At 40.0% G+C, this 24,427-nt stretch carries 20 protein-coding genes; 12 read left to right on the forward strand and 8 right to left on the reverse strand.

Annotation, left to right across the window (positions count from 1 at the left end; genetic code table 11):
- Nucleotides 1-5 precede the first annotated feature (5 nt).
- Nucleotides 6-2,396: a zinc-dependent metalloprotease gene (locus C7S20_RS13355; protein WP_107012937.1), complete on the forward strand. Its 2,391-nt coding sequence runs from the start codon at nucleotides 6-8 to the stop codon at nucleotides 2,394-2,396.
- 52 nt (nucleotides 2,397-2,448) lie between these two features.
- A complete protein-coding gene (locus C7S20_RS13360; protein WP_107012938.1) occupies nucleotides 2,449-3,477 on the forward strand; it encodes a threonine aldolase family protein in 1,029 nt (342 codons plus the stop codon).
- A gap of 189 nt (nucleotides 3,478-3,666) precedes the next feature.
- Here the strand turns inward: C7S20_RS13360 and C7S20_RS13365 are convergent, their stop codons facing one another.
- A complete protein-coding gene (locus C7S20_RS13365; RefSeq protein ID WP_107012939.1) occupies nucleotides 3,667-3,993 on the reverse strand; it encodes a YbaB/EbfC family nucleoid-associated protein in 327 nt (108 codons plus the stop codon).
- Between the two features lie 125 nt (nucleotides 3,994-4,118).
- Between C7S20_RS13365 and C7S20_RS13370 the strand changes: the two genes are divergently transcribed.
- The 3 genes from C7S20_RS13370 (at nucleotide 4,119) to capB (ending at nucleotide 8,707) form a co-directional block, all read left to right on the forward strand.
- Complete coding sequence (locus C7S20_RS13370) at nucleotides 4,119-6,182, forward strand: S9 family peptidase (RefSeq protein WP_423738338.1); 2,064 nt, start codon at nucleotides 4,119-4,121, stop codon at nucleotides 6,180-6,182.
- Between the two features lie 78 nt (nucleotides 6,183-6,260).
- The gene (gene capA, locus C7S20_RS13375) at nucleotides 6,261-7,301 is read left to right on the forward strand and encodes a cysteate synthase (protein ID WP_107012941.1); all 1,041 of its coding nucleotides are present in this window, start codon (nucleotides 6,261-6,263) and stop codon (nucleotides 7,299-7,301) included.
- 143 nt (nucleotides 7,302-7,444) lie between these two features.
- Nucleotides 7,445-8,707: a cysteate-C-fatty acyltransferase gene (gene capB, locus C7S20_RS13380; protein ID WP_107012942.1), complete on the forward strand. Its 1,263-nt coding sequence runs from the start codon at nucleotides 7,445-7,447 to the stop codon at nucleotides 8,705-8,707.
- A gap of 70 nt (nucleotides 8,708-8,777) precedes the next feature.
- On the opposite strand, the gene C7S20_RS13385 is transcribed toward capB, so the two are convergent.
- Complete coding sequence (locus tag C7S20_RS13385) at nucleotides 8,778-9,764, reverse strand: transporter (protein ID WP_107012943.1); 987 nt, start codon at nucleotides 9,762-9,764, stop codon at nucleotides 8,778-8,780.
- 104 nt (nucleotides 9,765-9,868) lie between these two features.
- Here C7S20_RS13385 and C7S20_RS13390 point away from each other — a divergent pair, with 104 nt between their 5' ends.
- The 4 genes from C7S20_RS13390 (at nucleotide 9,869) to C7S20_RS13405 (ending at nucleotide 15,389) form a co-directional block, all read left to right on the forward strand.
- On the forward strand, nucleotides 9,869-10,150 hold the full coding sequence (locus C7S20_RS13390) for a DUF4834 family protein (RefSeq protein ID WP_107012944.1): 282 nt from the start codon (nucleotides 9,869-9,871) through the stop codon (nucleotides 10,148-10,150).
- Nucleotides 10,151-10,222: 72 nt separating this feature from the next.
- Complete coding sequence (locus C7S20_RS13395; RefSeq protein WP_107012945.1) at nucleotides 10,223-12,637, forward strand: YfhO family protein; 2,415 nt, start codon at nucleotides 10,223-10,225, stop codon at nucleotides 12,635-12,637.
- 11 nt (nucleotides 12,638-12,648) lie between these two features.
- Entirely contained in the window at nucleotides 12,649-13,932 is a 1,284-nt protein-coding gene (locus C7S20_RS13400; protein ID WP_107014241.1) for a glycosyltransferase family 4 protein, read from the forward strand.
- Nucleotides 13,932-15,389, forward strand: coding sequence for a lipopolysaccharide biosynthesis protein (locus C7S20_RS13405; RefSeq protein ID WP_107012946.1), 1,458 nt, complete (start codon nucleotides 13,932-13,934; stop codon nucleotides 15,387-15,389). Before C7S20_RS13400 ends, C7S20_RS13405 begins: the two co-directional genes overlap by 1 nt.
- A 138-nt stretch (nucleotides 15,390-15,527) precedes the next feature.
- Here the strand turns inward: C7S20_RS13405 and C7S20_RS13410 are convergent, their stop codons facing one another.
- Together C7S20_RS13410 and uvrA are read right to left on the reverse strand one after the other, a co-directional pair.
- The gene (locus tag C7S20_RS13410; RefSeq protein WP_159039937.1) at nucleotides 15,528-16,805 is read right to left on the reverse strand and encodes a hypothetical protein; all 1,278 of its coding nucleotides are present in this window, start codon (nucleotides 16,803-16,805) and stop codon (nucleotides 15,528-15,530) included.
- A gap of 129 nt (nucleotides 16,806-16,934) precedes the next feature.
- On the reverse strand, nucleotides 16,935-19,730 hold the full coding sequence (gene uvrA / locus C7S20_RS13415) for an excinuclease ABC subunit UvrA (RefSeq protein WP_107012948.1): 2,796 nt from the start codon (nucleotides 19,728-19,730) through the stop codon (nucleotides 16,935-16,937).
- Between the two features lie 232 nt (nucleotides 19,731-19,962).
- Here uvrA and C7S20_RS13420 point away from each other — a divergent pair, with 232 nt between their 5' ends.
- Entirely contained in the window at nucleotides 19,963-20,547 is a 585-nt protein-coding gene (locus C7S20_RS13420; protein ID WP_107012949.1) for an RNA polymerase sigma factor, read from the forward strand.
- A 60-nt stretch (nucleotides 20,548-20,607) separates the two neighbouring features.
- Nucleotides 20,608-20,757: a hypothetical protein gene (locus tag C7S20_RS19670; RefSeq protein WP_193510768.1), complete on the forward strand. Its 150-nt coding sequence runs from the start codon at nucleotides 20,608-20,610 to the stop codon at nucleotides 20,755-20,757.
- A 48-nt stretch (nucleotides 20,758-20,805) separates the two neighbouring features.
- Here the strand turns inward: C7S20_RS19670 and C7S20_RS13425 are convergent, their stop codons facing one another.
- A complete protein-coding gene (locus C7S20_RS13425; RefSeq protein WP_107012950.1) occupies nucleotides 20,806-21,462 on the reverse strand; it encodes an endonuclease III domain-containing protein in 657 nt (218 codons plus the stop codon).
- 32 nt (nucleotides 21,463-21,494) lie between these two features.
- Between C7S20_RS13425 and bcp the strand changes: the two genes are divergently transcribed.
- Nucleotides 21,495-21,947, forward strand: a complete 453-nt coding sequence (gene bcp, locus C7S20_RS13430; protein WP_107012951.1) for a thioredoxin-dependent thiol peroxidase — start codon at nucleotides 21,495-21,497, stop codon at nucleotides 21,945-21,947.
- Nucleotides 21,948-21,985: 38 nt separating this feature from the next.
- Here the strand turns inward: bcp and C7S20_RS13435 are convergent, their stop codons facing one another.
- From C7S20_RS13435 to C7S20_RS19640, 3 genes are all read right to left on the reverse strand, one after another.
- A complete protein-coding gene (locus C7S20_RS13435; protein WP_227009011.1) occupies nucleotides 21,986-22,360 on the reverse strand; it encodes a hypothetical protein in 375 nt (124 codons plus the stop codon).
- A gap of 8 nt (nucleotides 22,361-22,368) precedes the next feature.
- A complete protein-coding gene (locus C7S20_RS13440; protein WP_107012953.1) occupies nucleotides 22,369-23,571 on the reverse strand; it encodes an alanine dehydrogenase in 1,203 nt (400 codons plus the stop codon).
- Nucleotides 23,572-24,173: 602 nt separating this feature from the next.
- Nucleotides 24,174-24,320, reverse strand: a complete 147-nt coding sequence (locus tag C7S20_RS19640) for a hypothetical protein (protein WP_162496972.1) — start codon at nucleotides 24,318-24,320, stop codon at nucleotides 24,174-24,176.
- Nucleotides 24,321-24,427 lie beyond the last annotated feature (107 nt).

Raw genomic sequence — 24,427 nt, forward strand, 5'->3', positions numbered from 1 at the left:
GATGCATGCGCAAAATTACTCTTATCCTTCTGGCTTTCAGTATTTCATTCTCTGTAAGCTCCCAATTCCTCGAAAAGAAAGAAAATTTAAAAGCTTATAAAGGTTATTTCAATTTTCATTATAACGGAAAAGACGATGAGATCTATTTGGAAGTCGATTCCCTGGATCACGAATTTCTCTACACTCACTTTCTTACAACCGGCGTGGGCTCTAACGATATTGGTCTGGATCGCGGACAGCTGGGCGACGAGGCGATCGTGAAATTTGTAAAAGCCGGGAATAAATTATTGCTGGTAGAACCCAATCAGCGTTACCGTGCGATCACCGAAAATCAAGCTGAAAAGGAAAGCGTGGAAGAGGCCTTTGCACAATCGGTCATTTTCGGATTCGAAATTAAAGAGGAAAAAGATGGTAAATATATCATTGATCTTACTCCCTTTCTTATGCAGGACGTGCACGGCGTTGCAGACAGGTTGAAAAGCGGCAATTACGGAAGCTATAAACTCGATAAATCAAAGAGCGCGCTCGCTTTGGAACGCACCAAAGCCTTCCCTGAAAATGTCGAATTTGAAGCGCTGTTAACCTTTGAGGGTGAACCCAAAGGCAAGACGGTACGCTCTGTTGTTCCCGACCCTAAGAATATTACGGTGGCCGAGCATCATTCTTTTGTAAAGTTACCCGATGATAATTATGAAAAACGAATTTTTGATCCCCGTAGCGGCTCGATCTATATTTCTTACTACGATTATGCTTCACCGGTTTATGAACCTATTGAAAAACGCTATTCCATCAGGCATCGGTTAAAAAAGAAAAATTCGCAGGCTGAAGTAAGCGAAGCGGTGGAACCGATTATTTACTACCTCGATCCCGGAACTCCTGAGCCGGTTCGTTCAGCCTTGCTGGAAGGCGCAAGCTGGTGGGATCAGGCTTTTGAAAATATAGGTTATAAAAATGCTTTTCAGGTGAAAATGTTACCTGAAGGAGCCGACCCTCTGGATGTGCGCTATAATGTGATACAATGGGTGCATCGTTCCACGCGTGGCTGGAGTTATGGCGCCAGTGTGGTCGATCCCAGAACAGGAGAGATCATTAAAGGCCATGTAAGCCTGGGAAGTTTAAGGATCCGTCAGGATTTTCTAATCGCCCAGGCGATGATGGACCATCCTTTTAGAAACAGCGATGATAATCACGACCCAATGATGGAACTGGCTTTGGCAAGAATCAGGCAACTTGCAGCTCATGAAGTTGGGCATACACTCGGATTTGCTCATAATTTCGCTGCCAGCGCGGCCGACCGTGCTTCGGTAATGGACTATCCGCATCCTCAATTCGAGATGAAAAATGGCAAGATCACTTTCTCAAATGCCTATGATACCGGAATAGGAGAATGGGATAAAGTTGCCGTTAATTATAGCTATGGCGATACACCGAAAGGCAAGACGCAGCGGGAATATCTCAATACAATTCTTGATACCGCCCGTATTCAGGGACTTACTTTTATTACAGATTCTGATGCCCGTGCTGCCGGAGGTGCTCATGCTTTTGCACATTTATGGGATAATGGAAAGAATGCAGCCGATGAACTCGACAGGGTGCTTGAAATTCGGAAAAAAGCGATCAGTAATTTTTCAAAAGATAATATCCGCACCAACGAGCCTTATTCTGTTTTGGAAGATGTGTTCGTGCCGCTTTATTTTTTCCACCGATATCAAACCGAAGCCGCTTCAAAGATGATCGGCGGATTGAGATATACCTATGCCGTTAAAGGCGATGGAAATGATATTGTAGAGCATTTAGATGCGAAAGCTCAAAAAGAGGCTTTAAAGAGTATTTTAAAAACCCTTTCTGCGGAAGAGCTCGCCATTCCAAAAGAAAAACTGGAACTTTTTCCGCCTCGGGCCTATGGTTTTGATCGTGATCGCGAATCTTTCAAAAGTAATACTGATGTGGCTTTTGATGTGCTTGGTGCTCCGGCTACCGCAGCTGAAATGACCCTGTCATTCCTGTTCCATCCGGCAAGGGCAGAAAGACTGGTGCAACAACATGCGCTTGATCCAAAACTTCCCGGTCTTTCTGAAATGCTGAAGGAGACTATTTCAAAAACCATTAAAAATGAACCTAAAGATGAATATTTGAAAAGTGTTCAGAATACGATCAATTTTGTGGTGCTGAAGCATTTGCTGGCATTAGCGATAAATGACAATGCAACTCCAATGGTAAAGGCAGAAACAAATCAGCAAATCGATGAGCTGGCAAACTGGTTGAGAGGCAGAAATGATGCCGTATCTAAGGAAATGTATAGAAATATCAAACTATTCCGCGAAAAGCCGGAAGAATTCAAGATGGAAATCAATGTTCCAAAAATTCCTGATGGTTCGCCAATAGGGGGGAATTAAGATTGGAAAAAGGCTGCTTTAAACCTAAATTTGAGCAAAAGTTTAAAAAAAGATGAAAGAAATAGATTTAAGAAGTGATACCGTTACACGTCCAACCAAAGGAATGCTTCAGGCAATTATGACCGCTGAAGTGGGGGATGATGTTTATAAAGAAGATCCAACCATCAATAAACTGGAAAAAAAATTGGCGGATATGTTCGGGATGGACGATGCTTTATTTTTTCCTACTGGCAGTATGGCCAATCAGGCAGCCATAAAATTGCATACACAACCGGCAGAACAGTTAATTTGCGATAAATGGGCGCACGTTTATAATTACGAGGGTGGTGGAGTTTCGTTTAATAGTGGCGTTTCCTGTAAACTTGTGGATGGAGATCGTGGAATGATCACTGCTGAACAGGTAAAGGAAAATATCAATCCGCCGGACTTTTACCATAGTCCCCTGACTTCCCTGGTTTGCCTGGAAAATACCACCAATAAAGGTGGCGGCGCCTGTTATGATCTTGAAGAAATAAAAAAGATCAAAAAAGTATGTGATAAACATGGTTTGGGCCTTCACCTTGACGGCGCCCGACTTTTTAATGCATTAGTAAAAAAAGGTGAAGATCCCAAAGATTACGGAAAGATCTTCGATACTATTTCAGTTTGTCTTTCAAAAGGATTGGGAACACCAATGGGCTCGGTTTTAATCGGTAAGAAGAAACTGATGAAAAACGCCATTCGCGTTCGTAAAGTTCTGGGCGGCGGAATGCGTCAGGTTGGTTTTATGGCCGCGGCGGGAATTTACGCTTTAGATAATCATGTGGAAAGGCTTGCAAAAGACCACGAAAGAGCACAGGAAATAGGAGAAACTTTGGCAGCGCAAAATTATATCGGTAAAGTGGAGCCTGTAGAAACTAACATCATCATTTTCTATCTGGCCGATGCTTCAAAAGAAGAGACTTTTATGAAATATCTTCATAAAAATGATATCCAGATCAGTAATATGGGGCAGGGAAAACTGCGAATTGTGACCCATCTTGACTACACCGAGGAAATGCACAATCGATTTCTGGAAAGTCTTAGTAGCTTTAAGCCCTAAGTAATCAGCTATAAGTTTTTTAATGGAATTTATCTGAAAAGCAATCTCATTTAAAAGAATCTAAGCCTTAAGCTTATATAAATATTAGTAGAAATTGACCCTGTTCAAAATTCATAATGTTGAAGATCTTTCTCCTTAATTTCGTAAATCGTACTTAAGGCTTAAAACTTATAGCTTAGAACTTATCGCTTACTTCATCATATCAGTAAGTCCCGGGATATCGGGCATTCCCCCTTTGGCGGCTGCGGCGATTTCTTTTTCGTTGATATCTGAAGCTTTTTCAATGGCTTTATTCAGCGTAAGCACAAGGTAATCTTCCAGCTGCTCTTTATCTTCAAGTAATTCATCAGCTACGCTTATATTTTTAACCTCACGATTTGCGGTAACGGTAACTTTCAATAGTCCATCGCTGGATTCTTCATCGATAAGAACGGTGTTCAGTCGTTTTTTGGTCGCTTCAACATTTTCCTGGGCTTCTTTCAGTTTATTCATCATGCCCATCATATCTCCAAACATAGTTTCAGTTTTAAAATTATCAGCTTCAAAGTTACTAAATCGGTATTTAAATCTGTCAAAATGAAAAGGCTATTCGTTTTTCTGTCAGGATAAATTACCTTTGCAACCGCCCAAAACAAAAATAAATTTTGAGAAAAGATATTAAAGCCCCTGTAGCGAAGAAAATTCCGAAGAAACTGGAGAAGCATGGCGATGTGCGCATCGATAATTATTTCTGGATGAATCAACGTGAAGATCCGGGTGTGATCGAATATCTGAATTCTGAAAATGACTATAACGAAGCGGTGACTGCACATACTAAAGAATTTCAGCAGCAATTGTTTGCGGAAATGAAGGCGCGAATCAAGGAAGATGACGAATCTGTGCCCTATAAATTGCACGGTTACTGGTACATAACCCGTTATGAGAAGGGCGGTGATTATCCCATTTACTCCCGGAAAAAAGAATCACCCGATGCTCCTGAAGAGGTGATGTTCAATGTAAATGAAATGGCGAAAGGTTTTGATTATTATAGCCTTGGCGGACTTAATGTTAGTACCAATAACCAACTCGTAGCTTTCGGGACCGATACTGTGAGCCGCAGGAAATATACTATCAGGATCAAAAATCTGGAAACCGGCGAAATTTATCCTGAAGAGATCAAAAATACCACCGGAGGTTCTACCTGGGCAAATGATAATAAAACGCTTTATTATACGAAGAAGGATCCCCAAACGCTGAGATCTTTTCAAATTTACAGGCATATCCTGGGAACCGATCCTAAGAAAGATACGCTTATTTATGAGGAAAAAGACGAGACCTTCAGCGCGTATGTTTATAAATCGAAATCCCACCAGTTTATAATTATTGGTTCACACAGCACACTTACAACCGAATATCGTTTTCTAAATGCCAATCATCCCGAAGGTGATTTTCGTGTTTTTCAGCCACGGGTTCGGGGCCTGGAATATAGCATTTCACATTTTGAAGATCATTTTTATGTAATGACCAATAAAGACGGTGCTACGAATTTCAAGCTAATGAAAACGCTGGTTGGAGAAACCGAAATGGAAAATTGGGTGGATGTAATTCCACACAGGGAAGATTTTCTTTTGGAAGATATTGATATTTTCAGGGATTACCTGGTTGTGAGTGAGCGGAACAACGGCCTGAATAAGATTCGAATCGTTCGCTGGGAAGACGATTCTGAATATTATATTCCTTTCGATAATGAAACCTATACGGCCTACACCAGTATTAATCCTGATTTCGACACGGAAGTGCTGAGGTATAATTACAATAGCATGACTACACCTACTTCGGTAGTTGAATTCAATATGAAGACAAAGGAGAAAACGGTTCTGAAAGAACACGAAGTGCTGGGTGGAAAATTCGATAAAAATAATTATGCTGCCGAGCGGATCTGGGCTACGGCAGATGACGGTACAAAAATTCCGGTTTCCCTCGTTTACCGCAAAGGAACTAAAATGGACGGCAGCAATCCGTTGCTTCAGTATGCCTATGGCTCTTATGGTTCAACCATCGATCCTTATTTTTCTTCGGTAAGACTTAGTTTGCTGGATCGCGGATTCATCTACGCGATCGCTCATGTAAGGGGTGGCGAATATCTGGGCCGAAACTGGTACGAGGAAGGCCGACTTTTCAAAAAGACCAATACGTTTGATGATTTTATAGCCGTTTCAGAATATCTGATTGATAAAAAATATACTTCTGCAGCGCATTTATATGCCATGGGCGGTTCTGCCGGCGGATTGCTGATGGGAGCAGTGATCAATCGCGCTCCACAGCTTTATAATGGGGTAATTGCTGCTGTACCTTTTGTTGATGTGGTTACCACGATGCTTGACGAAAGTATTCCGCTCACCACCGGGGAATATGATGAATGGGGAAATCCCGATAACCGGGAATATTATGAATATATGAAATCTTATTCGCCTTACGATAATATTAAAAGGCAGGATTATCCGAATATGCTTGTAACCACTGGGCTTCATGATTCCCAGGTGCAATACTGGGAACCGGCAAAATGGGTGGCGAAGCTACGCGAGTATAAAACCGATTCTAATGTGTTGCTTCTTCATACGAACATGGAGGCCGGCCACGGAGGGCCTTCTGGACGGTTCGAAGCCCTTAGGGAAGTGGCCGAAGAATATGCATTTCTGTTGGATTTGGAAGGAATCGGGCAATAATTAAAAAATTTGCCTTAAATTTGACCGGTTTTGGGCTTCTGCAGTTCTTAACCTTTTTTCAAAAAAAGACCTCTATTTATGAAAGAAGACTTGCAGGTTTACGATAATATATTGCAACTTATAGGCAATACCCCGTTAATTCACCTAAATAAAATTACCAACGGATTTAAAGGAAACTTCTTCGCCAAAGTAGAAGGTTTTAATCCCGGCCATTCTTCGAAAGACCGCATTGCTTTGTATATTATTGAAGAGGCGGAAAAAAACGGAATTCTCAAACCAGGTAGCACCATTATAGAAACGACATCCGGGAATACCGGTTTTAGCATCGCGATGGTTAGCATTATCAAAGGATATGAATGTATTCTTGCAGTAAGCTCCAAATCTTCGAAAGACAAAATTGATATGCTCAGGACGATGGGCGCCAAAGTTTATGTGTGTCCGGCTAACGTTCCCGCTGATGATCCACGATCTTACTACCAGGTTGCCAGGCGTTTACATGAGGAAATTAAAGGTTCGGTTTATATCAACCAGTATTTCAATGAATTAAATATTGACGCGCATTTCAATACAACCGGACCTGAAATCTGGAAGCAAACCGAAGGAAAATTAACCCATCTTGTAGCCTGTAGTGGTACGGGTGGAACAATTTCTGGTACAGCGCGTTTTTTGAAATCGAAGAATCCTGATATAAAAATTATAGGTATTGATGCTTTTGGCTCGGTACTGAAAAAATATCACGAAACCCGTGAATTTGATGAAGAGGAAATTTATCCTTACCGAATAGAAGGTTTGGGTAAAAATCTTATTCCAACGGCCACCGATTTTGATGTTATTGACAAATTCGTAAAGGTAACCGATGAAGAAGCGGCGCATACTGCACGTGAACTGGCAAGAACTGAAGGCCTTTTTGTGGGGTATACCAGTGGTGCAGCCACTCAGGGTCTGAAACAACTTGCTGAAGAAGGAGAGTTCGATAAAGATTCTGAAGTGATAGTTATTTTTCCAGATCATGGTTCCCGTTATATGAGCAAGATCTACAGCGATGACTGGATGACTGAACAGGGCTTTTTCGATACCAAAAACGAAGCCGCATCTCAACCTATTGAGATCATTAAGTAAGATAAAATATTAACATTTATTAACAAAAGCATCCTATTTTTTGTAGGATGCTTTTGTTTTTAGTAGTTTGCCATGTTGAAAAAATTACTTTGTAGAATTGGGCCAATTTTACATACTTTTGCGGCTCGTCTAAATTATGACCGATGAAGGATTTATTTGATAAAATTTATAAAGATAAAGGTCCGCTGGGCAAATGGGCTGAACAGGCTGAAGGTTACTTCGTTTTTCCAAAACTTGAAGGGCCAATATCTAACCGAATGAAGTTTCGGGGTAAAGAGGTGATTACCTGGAGTATTAATGATTACCTGGGACTTGCCAACCATCCCGAAGTTCGAAAAGTAGATGCCGAAGCTGCAGCCGAATATGGTTCTGCTTACCCAATGGGTGCCCGCATGATGAGTGGTCATACCAGCTTACATGAAAGACTGCAGGATGAACTTGCTTCTTTTGTACATAAACAGGCCGCTTACCTTCTTAATTTTGGTTACCAGGGTATGGTTTCTACCATTGACGCTCTTGTTTCCAAACAGGATGTCATCGTTTATGATGTAGATGCGCATGCCTGTATCATTGATGGGGTAAGATTGCATTTAGGCCAGCGATTTACCTATAAGCATAACGACATGGAGAGTATCGAAAAGAATCTCCAGCGTGCTACCAAAATTGCAGAACAAACCGGTGGTGGGATCCTTCTTATTTCTGAAGGTGTATTTGGTATGCGAGGTGAGCAGGGTAAACTGAAGGAAATCGTTGAGCTTAAGAAAAAATATAATTTCAGGCTTTTTGTTGATGACGCACATGGTTTCGGAACGCTTGGTAAAACAGGTGCCGGAGCAGGAGAGGAGCAGGGAGTTCAGGATGAAATCGATGTGTATTTCGCCACTTTCGCTAAATCTATGGCCAGTACCGGTGCATTTATCGCAGCCGACAAAGAGATCATCGATTACCTTAAATATAACCTTCGATCACAAATGTTCGCGAAATCACTGCAGATGCAGCTGGTTGTGGGAGCTTTAAAACGTTTGGAAATGCTTCGCAGCATGCCTGAACTTCGAGAGAAGCTTTGGGAAAATGTGAATGCGCTTCAGAATGGATTGAAGAATAAAGGCTTCGATATTGGAACGACACAAAGTTGTGTGACTCCGGTTTATTTAAAAGGAAGTATCCCAGAGGCAATGGCGCTTGTAAAAGACCTTAGGGAGAACCACGGCGTTTTCTGCTCGATTGTTGTTTATCCTGTGATTCCAAAAGGATTGATCCTTCTAAGAATGATCCCAACCGCAAGTCATACTCTTCAGGATGTGGAGGAAACACTTGTAGCATTTTCAGCGATACGTGAAAGACTTGAAAATGGAACATATAAAAGACTTTCCGCTTCAGTAGAAGCTGCGATGGCCAATAAATAAGAATATTATAATATTTGAAATGTAAAGCCCTGTCATTGCAGGGCTTTTTCACTTTTAAATAGTGCCAAATTTAAAGGCCACCGTTGCCATTTTCATTTTCCTCTTCAGCTTTTTTCTGCTTTCGGCCAAATCTTTTTTCACTCCTTGCCCTGCGCTGATTTCCTTCATTTGATTCTTCAAGGAACTCATCCAGCTCATGCAAATCGAATCTGTACGAAATTCCTCCGGCAATCTGCCAGCGTGAAGGTGTTTCTTTTATATTGAAAAGCCCGGATAGGTCTACCTGGAAATTTTTTCCGAAAAGGTAAGCGGCTCCGCCGCGAAAGATATCATCGGCATAAATATCACTGGAGATCCACTGGTATTCGCCAAATATTGCCAGATGTTGCGTCAAGGTATGTGTAACGGTAATAATGCCGGTATAAGTGGGAAATTCCTCTCCAAGGCGGTCGCCGATGAAATTAAGCACCAACACCGTATTCCCCCAGTTATTCTGAGTTATTAAAGCTGCTTTAGGGCTGAATTTCGCCTCGCCTTCATATAAATAGGGATTGTCTCCAAATGAGAAATTCGCACCAGCATAAACCGATACCGCCGGAATCAGGGTTTTCCATTTAAAACGATGATTCGCCTTCCAGCTGTAAAGATTGGGTTTGTCTTTCTCTAAAGTCTTATACGGATCGAAAATGAGGTATTTCGCACCAATTGTATTGGCCCTGAAATTGGCAACCTTATAATTAGAAGAATTTCCGAGAAAATTGCGTGTTACATCCTGAGATTCGAAAGCTCCAGTCAGGTTCAGTTCAAGATTTTCAAAAAAGACTCCGTACCGAAGCTGGTAATCAATTCCCCAAAGATCAGTATCGCTTCCCAGTGCTCTGTAGTGATCATTCCCAAAATATCCCCCCGTTTCCAGCTGGATCACTCCCGTTCCCACCGCAAAAGCTCCCTGCGATTGTCCGGGACGGTTGGAATTAATGGTTTCGGTATATTGAGCCTGGAGCTGAAGTGAAAAAAGGGAAAATAGCAGCAGGCTTAGAATGCTTGTTTTTTGCATGAGTTTTGGCTTGGTTCTCTCAAAGATAGAAAGTTTATTATAATTTTATGCTCGTCTTTCCGGCCATTCTAACCTCATCTTTTTATTTTTGCAAAAAGCAAAAAATGTTGGAAGCATCATTCACCGGAGTAATAAGAACGATACTTATCATCCTTCTGGTATACTTCGGCCTTAAAATACTACTTCGCTATTTCGGCCCCATGATCTTGAGGTATTTTATGAAGAAAATGGGAAAGAAATTTGAACAGCAGTTCAATCAGTTTGGCGGATTTCAGGAATCTCAAAAAGAAAAGGAAGGGAAAGTAAGCATTGATAAAAAGCCCCGATCCAATAGAAATAATGATAAAAAGGTAGGTGAATACATCGATTACGAAGAAATTGATTAATTTCGGATTTTAACACAGAGGGAGTTTTTTCCTTCTTATTCGATTCTTTTTAGCTAACAAAAGTCCGGTTTAATGGCCAAAATCAAGCAATTTCTGCCTCATCTTTTCGTACTGGCAGGATTCGTAATACTATCACTTTTTTATTTCAGCCCTGTTTTAAAAGGAAAGGAGATCTTTCAAAGCGATATCGTTCAATACATCGGGATGTCGAAACAGCAGAATGATTTTCGAGAGCAAAACGGGGAAGAGACCTATTGGACCGATGCCGCTTTTGGCGGAATGCCCACCTACCAGCTGGGCGCTCATTATCCTCATAATTACATTAAGGAACTGGATCACTTAATCCGCTTCCTTCCCAGACCTGCAGATTATTTGTTCCTGTATTTCATAGGATTTTACATTTTACTGCTCTGCCTGAAACTTGACTACAGGCTCGCCGCCCTGGGTGCCATTGCTTTTGGTTTTTCAACTTATTTGATCATCATACTCGGTGTGGGGCATAACGCAAAAGCGCATGCGATCGCTTATATGCCATTGGTGCTTGCCGGTATCATTGCTATTTTCCGAAAACGGAATATCTGGACCTTTTTATTATTAACTATCGGAATGGCTCTGGAAATCGTCGCAAATCACTTCCAGATGACCTATTATTTGCTTCTGCTGGTGATTGTTCTTGGAGTTGTTTACCTCGTCGATGCTTTTAAAAAAGGTCTTATGCCCGATTATTTTAAATCGCTGGGAGTAATGGTGGGTGCCGTTATTCTCGCCATCGCCCTGAATGCCACTTCTTTGATGGCCACCGGCGAATATGCCGATTTTAGCACTCGTGGCAAATCGGAATTAACGATTACTCCTAACGGAAATAAAGATAAAAAACACGGACTTGGCTACGAATATATTACCGAGTACAGCTATGGAATTTTAGAAACACTGGACCTTTTCGTGCCTCGATTTATGGGTGGGGGAAGTTCAGAGAATATTGGTACCGATAGCAATCTTTATAAACAAATGCAGGAGATGGGCGTGCCCCTAGATCAGGCGCGACAGATCGTCCAGGGAGCACCAACCTACTGGGGGGACCAAACCTATGTGAAAGCACCTGCCTATATTGGTGCGACAGTAATTTTTCTTTTTGTATTTGCGCTTTATCTTGTTCGCGGACGCCTTAAATGGTGGATTGTTGGCGGGAGTATTCTCGCCCTTCTATTAAGCTGGGGCCGAAATTTCGAATTCCTTACGCGCTTTTTTATAGACGTGGTGCCGCTTTATGACAAATTTCGGGCGGTTTCATCAATCCAGGTGATCATTGAGCTTTGTGTACCGGCAATGGGAGTTGTAGGGGTTTGTAAACTGCTTTCTAATTCGGTTACCAAAGAAGCGAAACTTCATGCCTTAAATTGGAGTTCCATTATTTGCGGGGGTCTATTGCTGATCTTTCTGCTTTTCAAATCGGTTTTTCTGGATTTTTCAGGCGGAAGCGATGCGGCTCTCTCACAACAGTTTGGAATGGATCTGATGCGAGCTTTAAAAGAAGATCGAAAAGCGATTTTTACTGCCGATGTCATTCGTTCCCTGATTCTTATTGCCCTTGTCGCGGCACTGATCTTCGGTTTTCTGAAGGATAAATTAAAGCCAAATCTGGTTATTGGCGGAATTGCTATTTTGTTCCTGATCGATTTGATCGGGGTGGATTTCAGGTATGTAAATGAAGATGATTTTGTGAATACCAGTGAGATGGAAAGGCCTTTTCAGCCCTTGCAAGCCGATGCCGCCATTTTAAAAGACACATCTCATTACAGGGTTTTCGATATTACCGGTAGTCCTTTTAATACTGGCCGTACTTCCTATTTTCATAATGCTTTAGGCGGATACCATGCCGCAAAACCGGGAAGGATCCAGGATCTGTATGATTTCTATATTTCCCAGAACAATATGGAAATCCTGAATATGCTGAATGTAAAATATTTTATTATTCCTGATAAGCAAGGCCAGGCACAGGCGCAACAGAATCCCGAAGCATTTGGAAATGCCTGGTACGTTAAGGGGATAAAATGGGTTGATTCGGCTGATGAAGCGATTCTTGCCCTAAAAGACACCGATCTTCAGGATACCGCGGTAGTTAGGCAAAAATTCAAACGGGAGATAAGAGATTTTCAATTCGATTCCACCGCGACCATAAATCTGACTTACGATCAGCCAGACCACCTCAAATACGAGACTGCTTCTACTTCTCCGCAGTTCGCGGTCTTTTCAGAAACCTATTATCAGCCTGGCTGGAATTCTTATATAGACGGTCAAAAAGCAGATCATATAAGAGCAAATTATGTGCTGAGGGCGATGAATATTCCTGCCGGAAAACATACTGTTGAATTTAAATTCGAACCACAGGTGGTAAAAACGGGAAGTACGATTACTCTGGTAAGTTCCATACTTGTGGCACTTATAATTATAGGCGGAGCAGGATTCGAGTGGAAAAAACGAAATTAATCGGACTCTTGATGAAAAAGGTCCTGATCATAACCTATTACTGGCCTCCTGCAGGCGGCCCCGGCGTACAACGCTGGCTTAAATTCGTAAAATATCTTCGGGATTTTCAAATTGAACCTGTAGTTTATATTCCGGAAAATCCAGGTTATCCCATAATAGATGGAAGCCTACAAGATGAAGTTCCTGAAGGAATAAAGATTTTGCGGCAACCTATACGTGAGCCCTACAAACTAGCAGGAATTTTTTCAAAAAAGGAGACGGAAAAGATCAGTTCCGGGATAATTGCCGAAGAAAAAAAACAGAGCTTTCTTGAGAAAATGATGCTTTTTATAAGGGGAAATTTCTTTATTCCAGATGCCAGGGTGCTGTGGGTAAAACCTTCAGTTAAATACCTTTCGGCTTTCCTAAAGGAAGAAAAAATAGAAACTCTTATCACTACCGGACCGCCTCATAGTTTGCATCTTATAGGTTTAAATTTAAAGAAGCACTTTAATGTTAAATGGATTGCTGATTTTCGTGATCCCTGGACGCAGATAGGCTATCACGAGAAATTGAAGCTTACCAGGAGTTCCCGGGAAAAACATGAAAACCTTGAAAAAGAAGTTTTGCAAACTGCCGATAAGATTATCGCTACCAGTTTTTCCACCAGGGAAGAATTTCAGCAAAAAACTTCAAAAGAGATCTGCCTTATTACTAATGGTTTCGATATAGAAGAAAACAACCGGCCATATTCGAATGATAAATTCATCATCTCTCATGTTGGTTCTTTATTATCAGGCAGAAATCCGATAAATCTATGGAAGGCTTTATCGGAATTGATCAAAGAAAATCCAAAATTCGAGAAGGATCTACAGCTTTCTTTCGCCGGAAGGATTAGTGAAGAGGTGGTTTCTTCTATGAAAGATTTTGGTCTCTCTTCATTTCTTGAATTAAAAGGTTATGTTGGCCATGGAAAAGCTGTTAAGCTTCAGCGGGAAAGCGCATTATTACTTCTTTTAGAGATAGATTCTGAAATTACGAGGGGAATTATTCCGGGAAAACTTTTCGAATATCTGGCTTCCAAAAGACCAATTCTTGCCATTGGCCCTCACAACTGGGATGTTGGAAAGATCCTTTCCGATGCTGGTGCGGGCCAGGTTTTTCAGTATGGTGATAAGGAAACAATTAAAAATTTTATATTTTCAGAATATCAGAAATTCAAAAATGGCGAAGAATTGCTCCTGGCATCTGAAGTTTCCAAATACCACCGCCGGGAAACCACGAAAAAACTAGCCGAATTAATCAAAAATCTGTAATGGGGATCATCATTAATCAGTCATTCAAGAATATGGTGACCACCTATATCGGGTTTGGGATAGGGGCGGTAAACACCCTTTTTCTATTTACTTATTTTCTGGAAAAAGAGTATTACGGACTGGTAAGCTTCCTTTTATCAGCTTCCAACCTTATCTGGCCTTTCCTTGTTTTTGGCGTGCACAGTACTTTAATTAAATTTTTCACCGCTTATAAAACCAGAGGAAACCAGGATCGTTTGCTAAGTTTTGTTCTTTATACCCCAACGATTGCAGGTTTTGTTTTGGGAATATTAGGACTCGTTTTTTACGATTTTCTTCTGAACTATTTCGAAAACGGTAATGAGCTTGTACAGCCCTATATCTGGTTGATCTTCGTGATCGCTCTTGCCACGGCTTATTTTGAAGTATTTTTTTCCTGGTCAAAACTTTATTATAAGAGCGTCTTTGGCAATATGATGAAGGAGGTTTTCCATCGGCTTTGCATAAGTATTTTGCTTTTCGCGGTATTTTATAAATGGATAACTCTCAATACTTTCATTTATGCCATGGCCGGCATTTACGTTTTCAGGATGTTCGTGATGGCCGCTTATGCTTTTTCGCTACACAGGCCAACTTTCCGGCTTAAGTTTCCGAAAAACCTTTCTTCAGTGATAAAATATTCTGCTTTAATCCTGCTGGCCGCCTCTGTAGCAACTGTTCTTCTGGATCTGGATAAAGTGATGATCGAGCATTATCTGCCAATCGAGAACGTTGCTGTTTACGGTATCGCGGTGTATATCGCGACCGTGATTTCGGTTCCGCAGAAAGCGATGCATCAAATTACCAACCCTATGACTGCTGCGATGCTCAACAAAAAAGATAAGGTTGGCCTCAAAGATCTCTATGAAAGAAGCTCGCTGAATTTGCTTATTGTAAGTGCGCTGATCTTTATCTGGATCATTACAAACGTTAATGAGCTGTATGAGCTTATTCCGCCTGAATATGATATCAGTATTTCTATAGTTTTGCTTATTTCACTGGTGAAGCTCTATGACAATCTTCTGGGAAACAACAATAGTATTCTTTTCAATTCTGATTACTACCGCATCACACTTGGAGTGGGTGTGGTACTGGTAATCGTGGCTTTCCTTTTAAATCTTCTTTTGATCCCGGAGTTTGGTATAGAAGGCGCGGCTATCGCCAGTTTTATTGCATTCGCATTATATAATACCTCAAAAATTTATATAGTACTCAAAAAATTTAAAATTCATCCGTTTAGCAGAAATACCTGGATCCTTTTAGGAATCACCTTTTTATTTACTATCGGATTTTATTTCTGGGATTTTAATTTCCATCCGCTATTAAATATTGCCTTAAAAGCAATTATCACCGGCGCTATGTATATTTTTCTTATTTACAGGCTTAGAATTTCGGCTGAAGTCAATGAGATTATCGCCCGGATTATGAAACTCTCATAAACGAGAAAACCCCATCTGCCGGGGAGGCTTCAGGGGTTTTCCAACTAACCAACCAAAAAATTAAATTATGAACTATTTTCTTTTATTTAGTATTCATATTCCGTGCCGAACTTTTATTTTCTAATATTTTTTTTGTTCTTATTGATCGGAATTTGATCTTATTGACCTTGATCTGTTAACAGAACTACTTCGCATTGTTGGTCGTGAAATTGTTCTATTCTTTTCAACATGAGAGCGCGAACTCCTGGCAGAACTCTTTCTATGAATAGTAGCAGGCTTGCGTTGCACCCTTGATTGACTTCTGGAATGCACCTGCGGTTTTACTGTATGAGAACTCCTGGTAGCACTCCGTTGAGTTGTTGCAGGTTTTCTCTCTATTCTCGAGTGAGACCCTGACTGAACATCTGGTTTTCTTTCTGAACGGGACGTACGGCTTTGCGTATTCCTGTTTCTTATTACTTCACTTCTTTTCGCAGGTGAAGTTCTGCTATAAACTCCCTTTCTGTTTTGCGGAATATTTCTTTCTACAGAACGGCCTCTGGAATTTGTACTTCGTTCATTACGACCACTATAAATTTGAGATTGGGAGCGGTCTTTTTGAGAACGTCCTGAATAATCAGAATTTCTTGTTGTTCTTTTGTTCCTTTCTGCCGCTTGTCTTGAAGCACTTTGCCTGGATTGAGCAATGCGGTCATTTGTACGGTGAACACTTCTAATTTCCCTTTTACTTTGGGTTCTTTCGCCATAATGGTAACTCGCTACCCGATCATTTGGACGGTAAAAATTCCGACGACCGTTATGATTTGAATAGTAGGTATTATAAACTGTTACATAACGGTTATAAGAGATCCTTTGGGGCTGATAATAAGCACGGTATGGCTGATTAAAAACTATGCTTACATTCACAGATGGACGACGATAATAATCGTGCCATGGGCGGTAACCATAATGACGGTTATATATATTTACAAAACCTGAGCAATGTGTAAAGTGGTGGAAATTATTATAATGCATATACATATTACCAATGCTGGCCACCATGCCAAATGAATTATAATTGATTACCACATTACCTGCCTGAACGATCCTTCCGTAATAATCGTAATAAACGGGCACGGTTTCAATTTGAATTACGGCTCCATAATCGTCGTACTGTACGTAAGGTTCATAATTATAACCGGAATTATAGCTAATATTTACGTTAGGTGTCGCAACATGGAATGAACTTCCTCTCCTGAAATCAGGATTAAAGTAAAAATCAAATTCTCCGTTAGGATAAACAGCGAATTCAACGCCATCTTCAACAAAAATAAAAGGCTCGTCGTAAAAATTTATTGAAACGGATTTCGCCATCTCCGCTGCTGTCGCTGACCATCCAATGAACAGGAAAGCAAAAATATAGGTCAGGTTTTTCATTTTAGTAATGTATTTATTTAAGAACATTTTGTCTTGTTAAATACAAAGCACGTGCCAAAGTCCGAAAAGACTCATTATAGCCGTGATTGAGCGATAAAGGAGTTCGGTAAAACTTTTAAAAACAGAAGGTTATGGCCATTTTAATTTTTGTTTAAGGTACTGAGCCGTATAAGAATCTTTTACTTTGCTCAATTCTTCGGGAGTACCTGTTGCGACAACATAGCCTCCTTTTTCACCACCTTCGGGACCAAGATCAATGATATAATCGGCGCATTTTACCAAATCCATATTATGTTCGATCACGACTACAGTATGCCCCTTGGCAATTAAAGCGTTAAAAGATTTCAGAAGCTTTTTAATATCGTGAAAATGAAGGCCGGTGGTAGGTTCATCAAAAATAAAAAGAGCCTTTTGGTTCGAATTTCCTTTGATGAGGAAAGAAGCGAGTTTGATGCGTTGTGCCTCACCACCTGAAAGAGTTGACGAGCTTTGGCCAAGCTGAACATAACCGAGTCCCACATCTCTTAAAGGTTTTAATTTTTTTGCAATTTTATCCTGCCCGTGATCCTTGAAGAAATCGGTGGCATCATCAATGGTCATATTCAGAATATCATCGATATTTTTATCCTGAAAAGTCACCTCGAGAACTTCCTTTTTAAACCGCTTACCATTGCAAACCTCGCATTCCAGGTGGACATCGGCCATAAATTGCATTTCAATAGTCACTTCGCCTTCCCCTTTACAGGTTTCACAACGACCGCCTTCTACATTGAAAGAAAAATGTTTGGCTTTAAAACCGCGCAATTTGGAAAGCCGCTGATCGGCAAATAAATTCCTGATGTCATCATAAGCCTTGATATAAGTCACCGGATTTGATCGTGAAGACCGGCCGATTGGGTTTTGATCAACAAATTCGATAGTTCCAAGGTTCTTGAAATTACCTTCAATAGAACTGAATTGCCCGGCTTTTTCTCCGTATCCTCCAATTTCTTTTTGAACAGCAGGGTATAAGATCCTTCTCACCAGCGTACTTTTTCCGCTTCCCGAAACTCCGGTGATCGCTGTAAAAACTCCAAGAGGGATTTCAACATCTATATTTTTTAAATTGTTTTCCCTTGCTCCTTTGATTTTTATAGAATTTTTTGAAGTTCTTCTTTTTTCGGGTACTTCAATTTGTAGTTTTCCGTTAAGGTATCCGGCGGTAAGGGAATCAGACTTCAGAATATCCTGCATGGTTCCGGTTGCAGCTACATGGCCACCGTTTGTTCCCGCTTCGGGACCGATATCGATGATCTCATCAGCGGCATTCATAATTTCTTCATCATGCTCAACTACGATTACGGTATTCCCGAGATCTCTCAGGTTTTTAAGTACGCCAATCAATTTTTCGGTATCCCTGGGATGTAAGCCAATGGAAGGTTCATCCAGAATATACATAGAGCCTACCAGGCTGCTTCCGAGGGAAGTCGCAAGATTGATCCGTTGTGATTCCCCGCCTGAAAGCGTATTCGATTTACGGTTGAGTGTAAGATAATCGAGACCAACATTTGAAAGAAATTCCAGCCGATTTTGAATTTCGGTTAAAAGACGCTTTGCGATTTGTTGATCATATTCATTTAATTCCAGATTTTTGAAGATCTCTCTGACTTTATCAAGCGGTTTTTCCACGAGGTCGGTAATGCTATAACCGTTGATTTTTACATATTCAGCTTCTTTTCTAAGTCTTTTTCCTTTGCATAAAGAGCATCGGGTTTTTCCGCGGTATCTAGAGAGCATTACCCTGTTCTGAATTTTATAGGCCTTGCTTTCCAGGAACTGAAAGAATTCATTGATCCCGTCAAAATATTGATTGCCGTTCCAAACAAGATCCTTCTGCTCATCGGTAAGCTCAAAATAAGGTTTATGAATAGGAAAATCGAATTTATGGGAGTTATTGACCAGCTGGTCGCGATACCAGCTCATACTTTCCCCACGCCACGGAAAAATGGCATTTTCATAAATAGAAAGAGCTGTATTGGGAATTACGAGATCTTCATCTATCCCGATCACATCACCATAACCTTCGCATTTGGGGCAGGCCCCGTAAGGATTATTAAAACTGAAGAGATGAACATTCGGCTCAATGAAGGTCATTCCGTCGAGCTCAAATTTGTTGCTGAAATGTCTTTCGCTGTGATCGGAAAGTTTTTCAACACAAAGTTCTCCTTTACCTTCAAAAAAAGCGGCTTCAGCAGCATCGGCAAGGCGGTTATAGAAATCCTCATCGTCTTTGGTAATGATTCTATCTATCACCAGGCTGGTATTGTCCTGATTGGTTTTACTGAAATCAGCTTCATCGATACGCACAACATCTTTATCAATTTTTATACGGCTGTAACCCTGTTGCGCGAGGATCTTGATTTTCTTTTCAAGGGAACGGCCTTCCTCCACGTGAATAGGGGCAAGAAGAAGCAATTTTTCCCTTTCGGGAAATTGTTTAATATAGTTGATCACATCGGTGACAGTATCTTTTTTGACTTCATTTCCGGAAACAGGAGAAAAAGTTTTTCCAATCCGCGCGAAAAGCAGCTTTAGATAATCATAAATTTCAGTAGAAGTTCCAACCGTTGATCGCGGATTGGTAGAATTTACCTTTTGCTCGATCGCGATGGCGGGAGCGATTCCTTTTATATAATCCACTTTCGGTTTATCCAGACGGCCAAGAAATTGCCTGGCGTAGGAGCTAAGACTTTCCACATAACGACGCTGTCCCTCGGCATAAAGCGTATCAAAAGCCAGACTGGATTTTCCCGAACCAGACAAACCTGTGATCACTACCAGCTTGTTGCGGGGGATGACGGCATTGATATTTTTAAGATTGTGCAGTTTAGCACCTTTAATAATAATGTTTTTCTTTGGATCTACTTTGCTTATATCTGCGACCATATTTTAATTGTAAGGCTGCAAAGTTACTCAATATGAGGCGGGAAAGAAAGCTGGGAAAAACCTATAGTAATGTTAAATATTTAAGGTTTTATTTGTATTTCTCGATTTTATGTTGCTATATTTGAAGCATAACAATCCGAAATTTATTGCCTATTGCATACAGTTACTTTTTAAAACCCTAAATAACCTAACCCTCAGGAAGCCCTAAGTCCTGAACATTAAAGTAACTGTTATGAATAACACCAAGCTTTCTGATGCTTTACTGGTAAAGCATTATCTGGATGGAAGTGAAGATGCTCTGGCCGCTCTCATCAATCGTCATCAACACCGTATTTACAGTTTTATTTTTTCCAAAGTTTTTGATAAGGATATTGCAGAAGATATCTTTCAGGATACTTTTATTAAAGTGATCCGAACCCTGAAACGCGGAAAATATAATGAAGAAGGAAAATTTCTTCCCTGGGTAATGCGGATCGCCCATAACCTGGTTATTGATCATTTCAGAAAAAACAAGCGAATGCCCAAATTCGACAATAGCGGGGATTTTAATATTTTCTCTGTTTTGAGCGATAATTCTTTGAATGCTGAAAAACAATTGATCAAAGACCAGATTGAGTCTGATGTGCAGGAATTAATAAAAGAACTTCCGCCAGATCAGCTGGAAGTGCTTACCATGAGAATTTATAAGGATATGAGTTTCAAGGAAATTTCTGAACGCACCGGAGTAAGTATTAATACTGCCCTGGGCCGCATGAGATATGCACTTATTAATCTGAGGAAAATCATCGAAAAACGTAACTTAATTTTAACGAATTAAAGAAACAATATTCCCCTTAATGTTGCGTTATTCATTAAAACCAACATTAAATTTTACCAAATGGGGAAACTTTACTTTAAAAATTCTTCGAAAGAAGAAAAAATTAATCAAAAACCATCAAAAGAAACAGTTCAGTTTCTTTTAAGTTATTCTCAAGCACTGAGTGTGATTGAATGCCAGAAGATGAAGTTTGAAATGCTTCTGAATTAGTTAAAAAAAGACCTGTAATTAGCCGCAGGTCTTTTTTATTTCTCTAACTCACTTCTGTTTTTTCAAATATTCATTAATCACGCTTTTTCTTCCAATTTTTTTGGTGATTATATCTTTATCCAGATCCCAGCCACGGGCAGGAGAATACTGGCGACCATACCAGATAATTTGAAGATGTAACTTATTCCACAAATCTTTAGGAAAAAGTCGTTTCGCGTCTTTTTCAGTTTGAACTACATTTTTGCCATTACTGAGGTTCCAGCGGTACATGAGGCGATTAATATGAGTATCAACGGGGAAAGCGGGAATGTTAAAAGCCTGTGACATCACCACACTTGCGGTTTTATGTCCCACGGCGGGAAGCTCTTCAAGCGCTTCGAAATCTGCAGGAACCTCTCCGTTATATTTTTCAATAAGGATTTTTGAAAGTCCGTGAATACCTTTTGATTTCATAGGAGAAAGTCCTACCGGTTTAATTATTTCCCGAATTTCTTCCACCGAAAGTTTTACCATTTTAAAAGGAGTATCGGCAATTTCGAAAAGTTTTGGGGTAATCTGGTTGACCCTTAAATCGGTGCTTTGCGCTGAAAGAAGTACGGCTATTAAAAGGGTATACGGGTCTTTGTGATCCAGCGGAATGGGGATTTCAGGATAAATATGGTTTAATGTGTCTATTACGAACTGAACTTTTTCTTTTTTAGTCATAAAAGCTTTAATTTTGGGTAAAAATAGCAATTATGACAACATTGAAAGCAGGGGACAAGGCTCCCGATTTTAAAGCTGAAGATCAGGATGGAAATGAAATCAAACTTTCTGACTATAAAGGCAGGAAACTGGTTTTGTTCTTTTATCCAAAAGCAAGTACTCCTGGCTGTACAGCAGAAGCCTGCAACTTGAATGAGAATTATGATAAATTGAAGGAGGAAGGTTATGAAATTCTGGGAGTAAGTGCCGATTCAAAAAAGAAGCAGCAAAATTTCAAGGAAAAATACGATTTTCAGTATCCGCTTTTAGCCGATGAGGATAAAAAGTTGATCAATGCGTATGGCGTTTGGGGACCGAAAAAGTTTATGGGAAAGGAATACGAGGGTATCCATCGCACCACTTTTCTTATTGATGAAAATGGAAAAATTGAAGAAGTTATCTCAAACGTAAAAACTAAAGAGCATACTGATCAAATTCTTAAATAATTACTGAGAAATAAATTTTTATAGGAAAAAGGCGAATTTTATTCGTCTTTTTTTATGCTCGCCTTTTCGATGGTCGCAATACTATCACAATTTACGACCTTTAGTTCAATAGTTTCGTTAGCGGGTTTACCTGAAACATAGTAAATATTACAGGGCTTTTTATGCACTTCACTCTTTCCGAAGTCAACATCTCCATTTTTAAATATTCTCGCTACCACCGAAGTATCTATTTGCTGAGATTTGAAAAATTGAAGGGATTCTTCAGAAAAAACCCGGTCTTTAGAGCGCAGCTGAAGCAATACCCTTCCGTTTGGTCCATAGCTGCAGGAAGCTCTTTTTCCGCCTAAAAAAAATAAGACAATTACAATTCCAAAGAAAAATCCCAGGCCATAATACCCGAAACGATGAAGCATTCGCATAATTAGAAAATCAAGAGATTGATGTCACGGTATGAAAGATTGAACCAGTCGGCAATCGATTTATTGGTTAAAATTCCGTGGTAAAAATACAAACCATTCCGTAGACCGCGGTCAAATCTCAAGGTATTTTCGAGTCCGCCTTCTTCACCAATATGTAAAAGGTAGGGAGTGAAGATATTGCTGATTGATAGCGAAGAGGTTTTGGCGTAACGGGATGGAATATTGGGGACACAGTAATGAATCACATCGTGTTTGGTGAAAATGGGGTCGTCATGAGAGGTGATTTCGCTGGTTTCCACGCAGCCCCCCATATCAATGCTAACATCAATAACAACAGCGCCTCTTTTCATAGACCTTACCATATCTTCGGTTATCAAAACAGGAGATCGATCTTTACCTCTAACGGCTCCAATTACCACATCACATCTTTTCAGGGCTTTGCTGAGATTTTTAGGTTGAATGGTGCTTGTATAAAATTTTGCTCCCACACTGGCCTGTATATACCGAAGTTTAGTTAGGGAACTATCAAAAACTTTTACATTGGCCCCTAATCCCAAAGCCGATCGTGTAGCAAATTCACCTACGGTTCCGGCGCCTATAATAACAACTTCAATGGGCGGAACACCGCTGATATTTCCGAACATTAAACCATTCCCATCAACATGATTGCTCATAATTTCTGAGGCTATTAGCACCGAAGCGGTACCGGCAATCTCACTCAATGCTTTTACAATAGGATAACTTCCATCTTCATCTCTTATAAATTCAAATCCAAGTGCCGTGATTCTTTTTTCTGCAAGTTTCTGAAAATACTCTTTGCATTGCGTTTTTATTTGCAACGCGGAAATGAGGATTGTTTGCGGATTGATATAAGCCAGTTCTTCAAAAGACGGTGGTTCTATTTTTAGAATGATAGGGCAGGAGAATACTTTTTGTGTGTCTTTGGTGATCTCAGCGCCAGCATCAGAGTAATCCTTATCACTGAACCGCGCCCATTTTCCCGCACCGGCTTCGATCATGACTCTGTGTCCATGGGCTGTTATAGCCGCGACTGCATCTGGACTTAGGCAAATACGTTTTTCCTGGTAAGAGGTCTCTTTAGGGATGCCTATAAATAGATCTCCACGTTTTTTATATATTTCCAGGGTTTCTTCCTGAGGGATCAGTTGTTCTTTGGTAAAAGGAGATACCTGCTGCTTCGCCATGTTTAAGGTGTTAAAGCAGTTAAATTACAACTTAATTTAGAAAATATAAACAGAATTACAGTTTACGGTAATAGTCTTCCAGGATCATATTGGAATCATCATATTGTTCATCTTCCTCATCCTGGAAATTTTTTATATCTTTCATGTCTTTATCAGAAATAGGAGAAAAGACTGAAACATGGGTTTCATTTAACTCTGATAGATCAATACCGTATATTCTATCAAAAATTTTAATTCGAACTAAATATACTATAGAAAGGATTATTATGAAGAATGGTGCTAAATATATTAATCCATTAGTATCCATAATATAGGCTTCATTCCCGTAAAAATCAGAATAAAATGTAACAATTATTTGGTAAAAATACATAGATGTAGGTATCAAAATAACATGATACCACCAATGTTTACAAGTAAAGAACCATAAAAGAAGAAGAAGAAAAGGTACTAATTTACCTAAATAGGTCCATGCTGCAGTTAATACATCTTGATAATATTTACTCTCGTAAGTAAAAAATGAAGTTTCCCAAACAGGATTGCTTGGGAAAATTTCATATAAATAAAATAAATAAGGTGAAAACGCTATTGCTAGCGCTATGATACTACCCAGCAGGAGGTACTCTGATGAGCCTTTTATCGACAGCTTGTTTTTTGATTGGATCTTTTTGAACATTGTCATTAGATGTTGAAGTTACATAGAAACTTGCTCCAAATATAGCGGCTGCGAAAAGTAATGCTTTTAATTTCATAACTAGAGGATTTAAATTGGTAATTCGTTTTGTTTTCAAGAACAAACATATAACAACTTAAATTCCTATAAATTAAAACATTAGTCGTATCTTTGCAGCCTTTTTCA

It is taken from the genome of Christiangramia fulva (assembly GCF_003024155.1).
Classification (GTDB): Bacteria; Bacteroidota; Bacteroidia; order Flavobacteriales; family Flavobacteriaceae; genus Christiangramia; species Christiangramia fulva.

What these genes read in the sequence shown, in the direction of transcription:
- C7S20_RS13355 (WP_107012937.1), top strand. Translation starts at nt 6, where the DNA reads ATGCGCAAAATTACTCTTATCCTTCTGGCTTTCAGTATTTCATTCTCT.
- C7S20_RS13360 (WP_107012938.1), top strand. Translation starts at nt 2,449, where the DNA reads ATGAAAGAAATAGATTTAAGAAGTGATACCGTTACACGTCCAACCAAA.
- C7S20_RS13365 (WP_107012939.1), bottom strand. Translation starts at nt 3,993, where the DNA reads ATGTTTGGAGATATGATGGGCATGATGAATAAACTGAAAGAAGCCCAG.
- capA (WP_107012941.1), top strand. Translation starts at nt 6,261, where the DNA reads ATGAAAGAAGACTTGCAGGTTTACGATAATATATTGCAACTTATAGGC.
- capB (WP_107012942.1), top strand. Translation starts at nt 7,445, where the DNA reads ATGAAGGATTTATTTGATAAAATTTATAAAGATAAAGGTCCGCTGGGC.
- C7S20_RS13385 (WP_107012943.1), bottom strand. Translation starts at nt 9,764, where the DNA reads ATGCAAAAAACAAGCATTCTAAGCCTGCTGCTATTTTCCCTTTTTTCA.
- C7S20_RS13390 (WP_107012944.1), top strand. Translation starts at nt 9,869, where the DNA reads ATGTTGGAAGCATCATTCACCGGAGTAATAAGAACGATACTTATCATC.
- C7S20_RS13395 (WP_107012945.1), top strand. Translation starts at nt 10,223, where the DNA reads ATGGCCAAAATCAAGCAATTTCTGCCTCATCTTTTCGTACTGGCAGGA.
- C7S20_RS13400 (WP_107014241.1), top strand. Translation starts at nt 12,649, where the DNA reads ATGAAAAAGGTCCTGATCATAACCTATTACTGGCCTCCTGCAGGCGGC.
- C7S20_RS13405 (WP_107012946.1), top strand. Translation starts at nt 13,932, where the DNA reads ATGGGGATCATCATTAATCAGTCATTCAAGAATATGGTGACCACCTAT.
- C7S20_RS13410 (WP_159039937.1), bottom strand. Translation starts at nt 16,805, where the DNA reads ATGAAAAACCTGACCTATATTTTTGCTTTCCTGTTCATTGGATGGTCA.
- uvrA (WP_107012948.1), bottom strand. Translation starts at nt 19,730, where the DNA reads ATGGTCGCAGATATAAGCAAAGTAGATCCAAAGAAAAACATTATTATT.
- C7S20_RS13420 (WP_107012949.1), top strand. Translation starts at nt 19,963, where the DNA reads ATGAATAACACCAAGCTTTCTGATGCTTTACTGGTAAAGCATTATCTG.
- C7S20_RS19670 (WP_193510768.1), top strand. Translation starts at nt 20,608, where the DNA reads ATGGGGAAACTTTACTTTAAAAATTCTTCGAAAGAAGAAAAAATTAAT.
- C7S20_RS13425 (WP_107012950.1), bottom strand. Translation starts at nt 21,462, where the DNA reads ATGACTAAAAAAGAAAAAGTTCAGTTCGTAATAGACACATTAAACCAT.
- bcp (WP_107012951.1), top strand. Translation starts at nt 21,495, where the DNA reads ATGACAACATTGAAAGCAGGGGACAAGGCTCCCGATTTTAAAGCTGAA.
- C7S20_RS13435 (WP_227009011.1), bottom strand. Translation starts at nt 22,360, where the DNA reads ATGCTTCATCGTTTCGGGTATTATGGCCTGGGATTTTTCTTTGGAATT.
- C7S20_RS13440 (WP_107012953.1), bottom strand. Translation starts at nt 23,571, where the DNA reads ATGGCGAAGCAGCAGGTATCTCCTTTTACCAAAGAACAACTGATCCCT.
- C7S20_RS19640 (WP_162496972.1), bottom strand. Translation starts at nt 24,320, where the DNA reads ATGAAATTAAAAGCATTACTTTTCGCAGCCGCTATATTTGGAGCAAGT.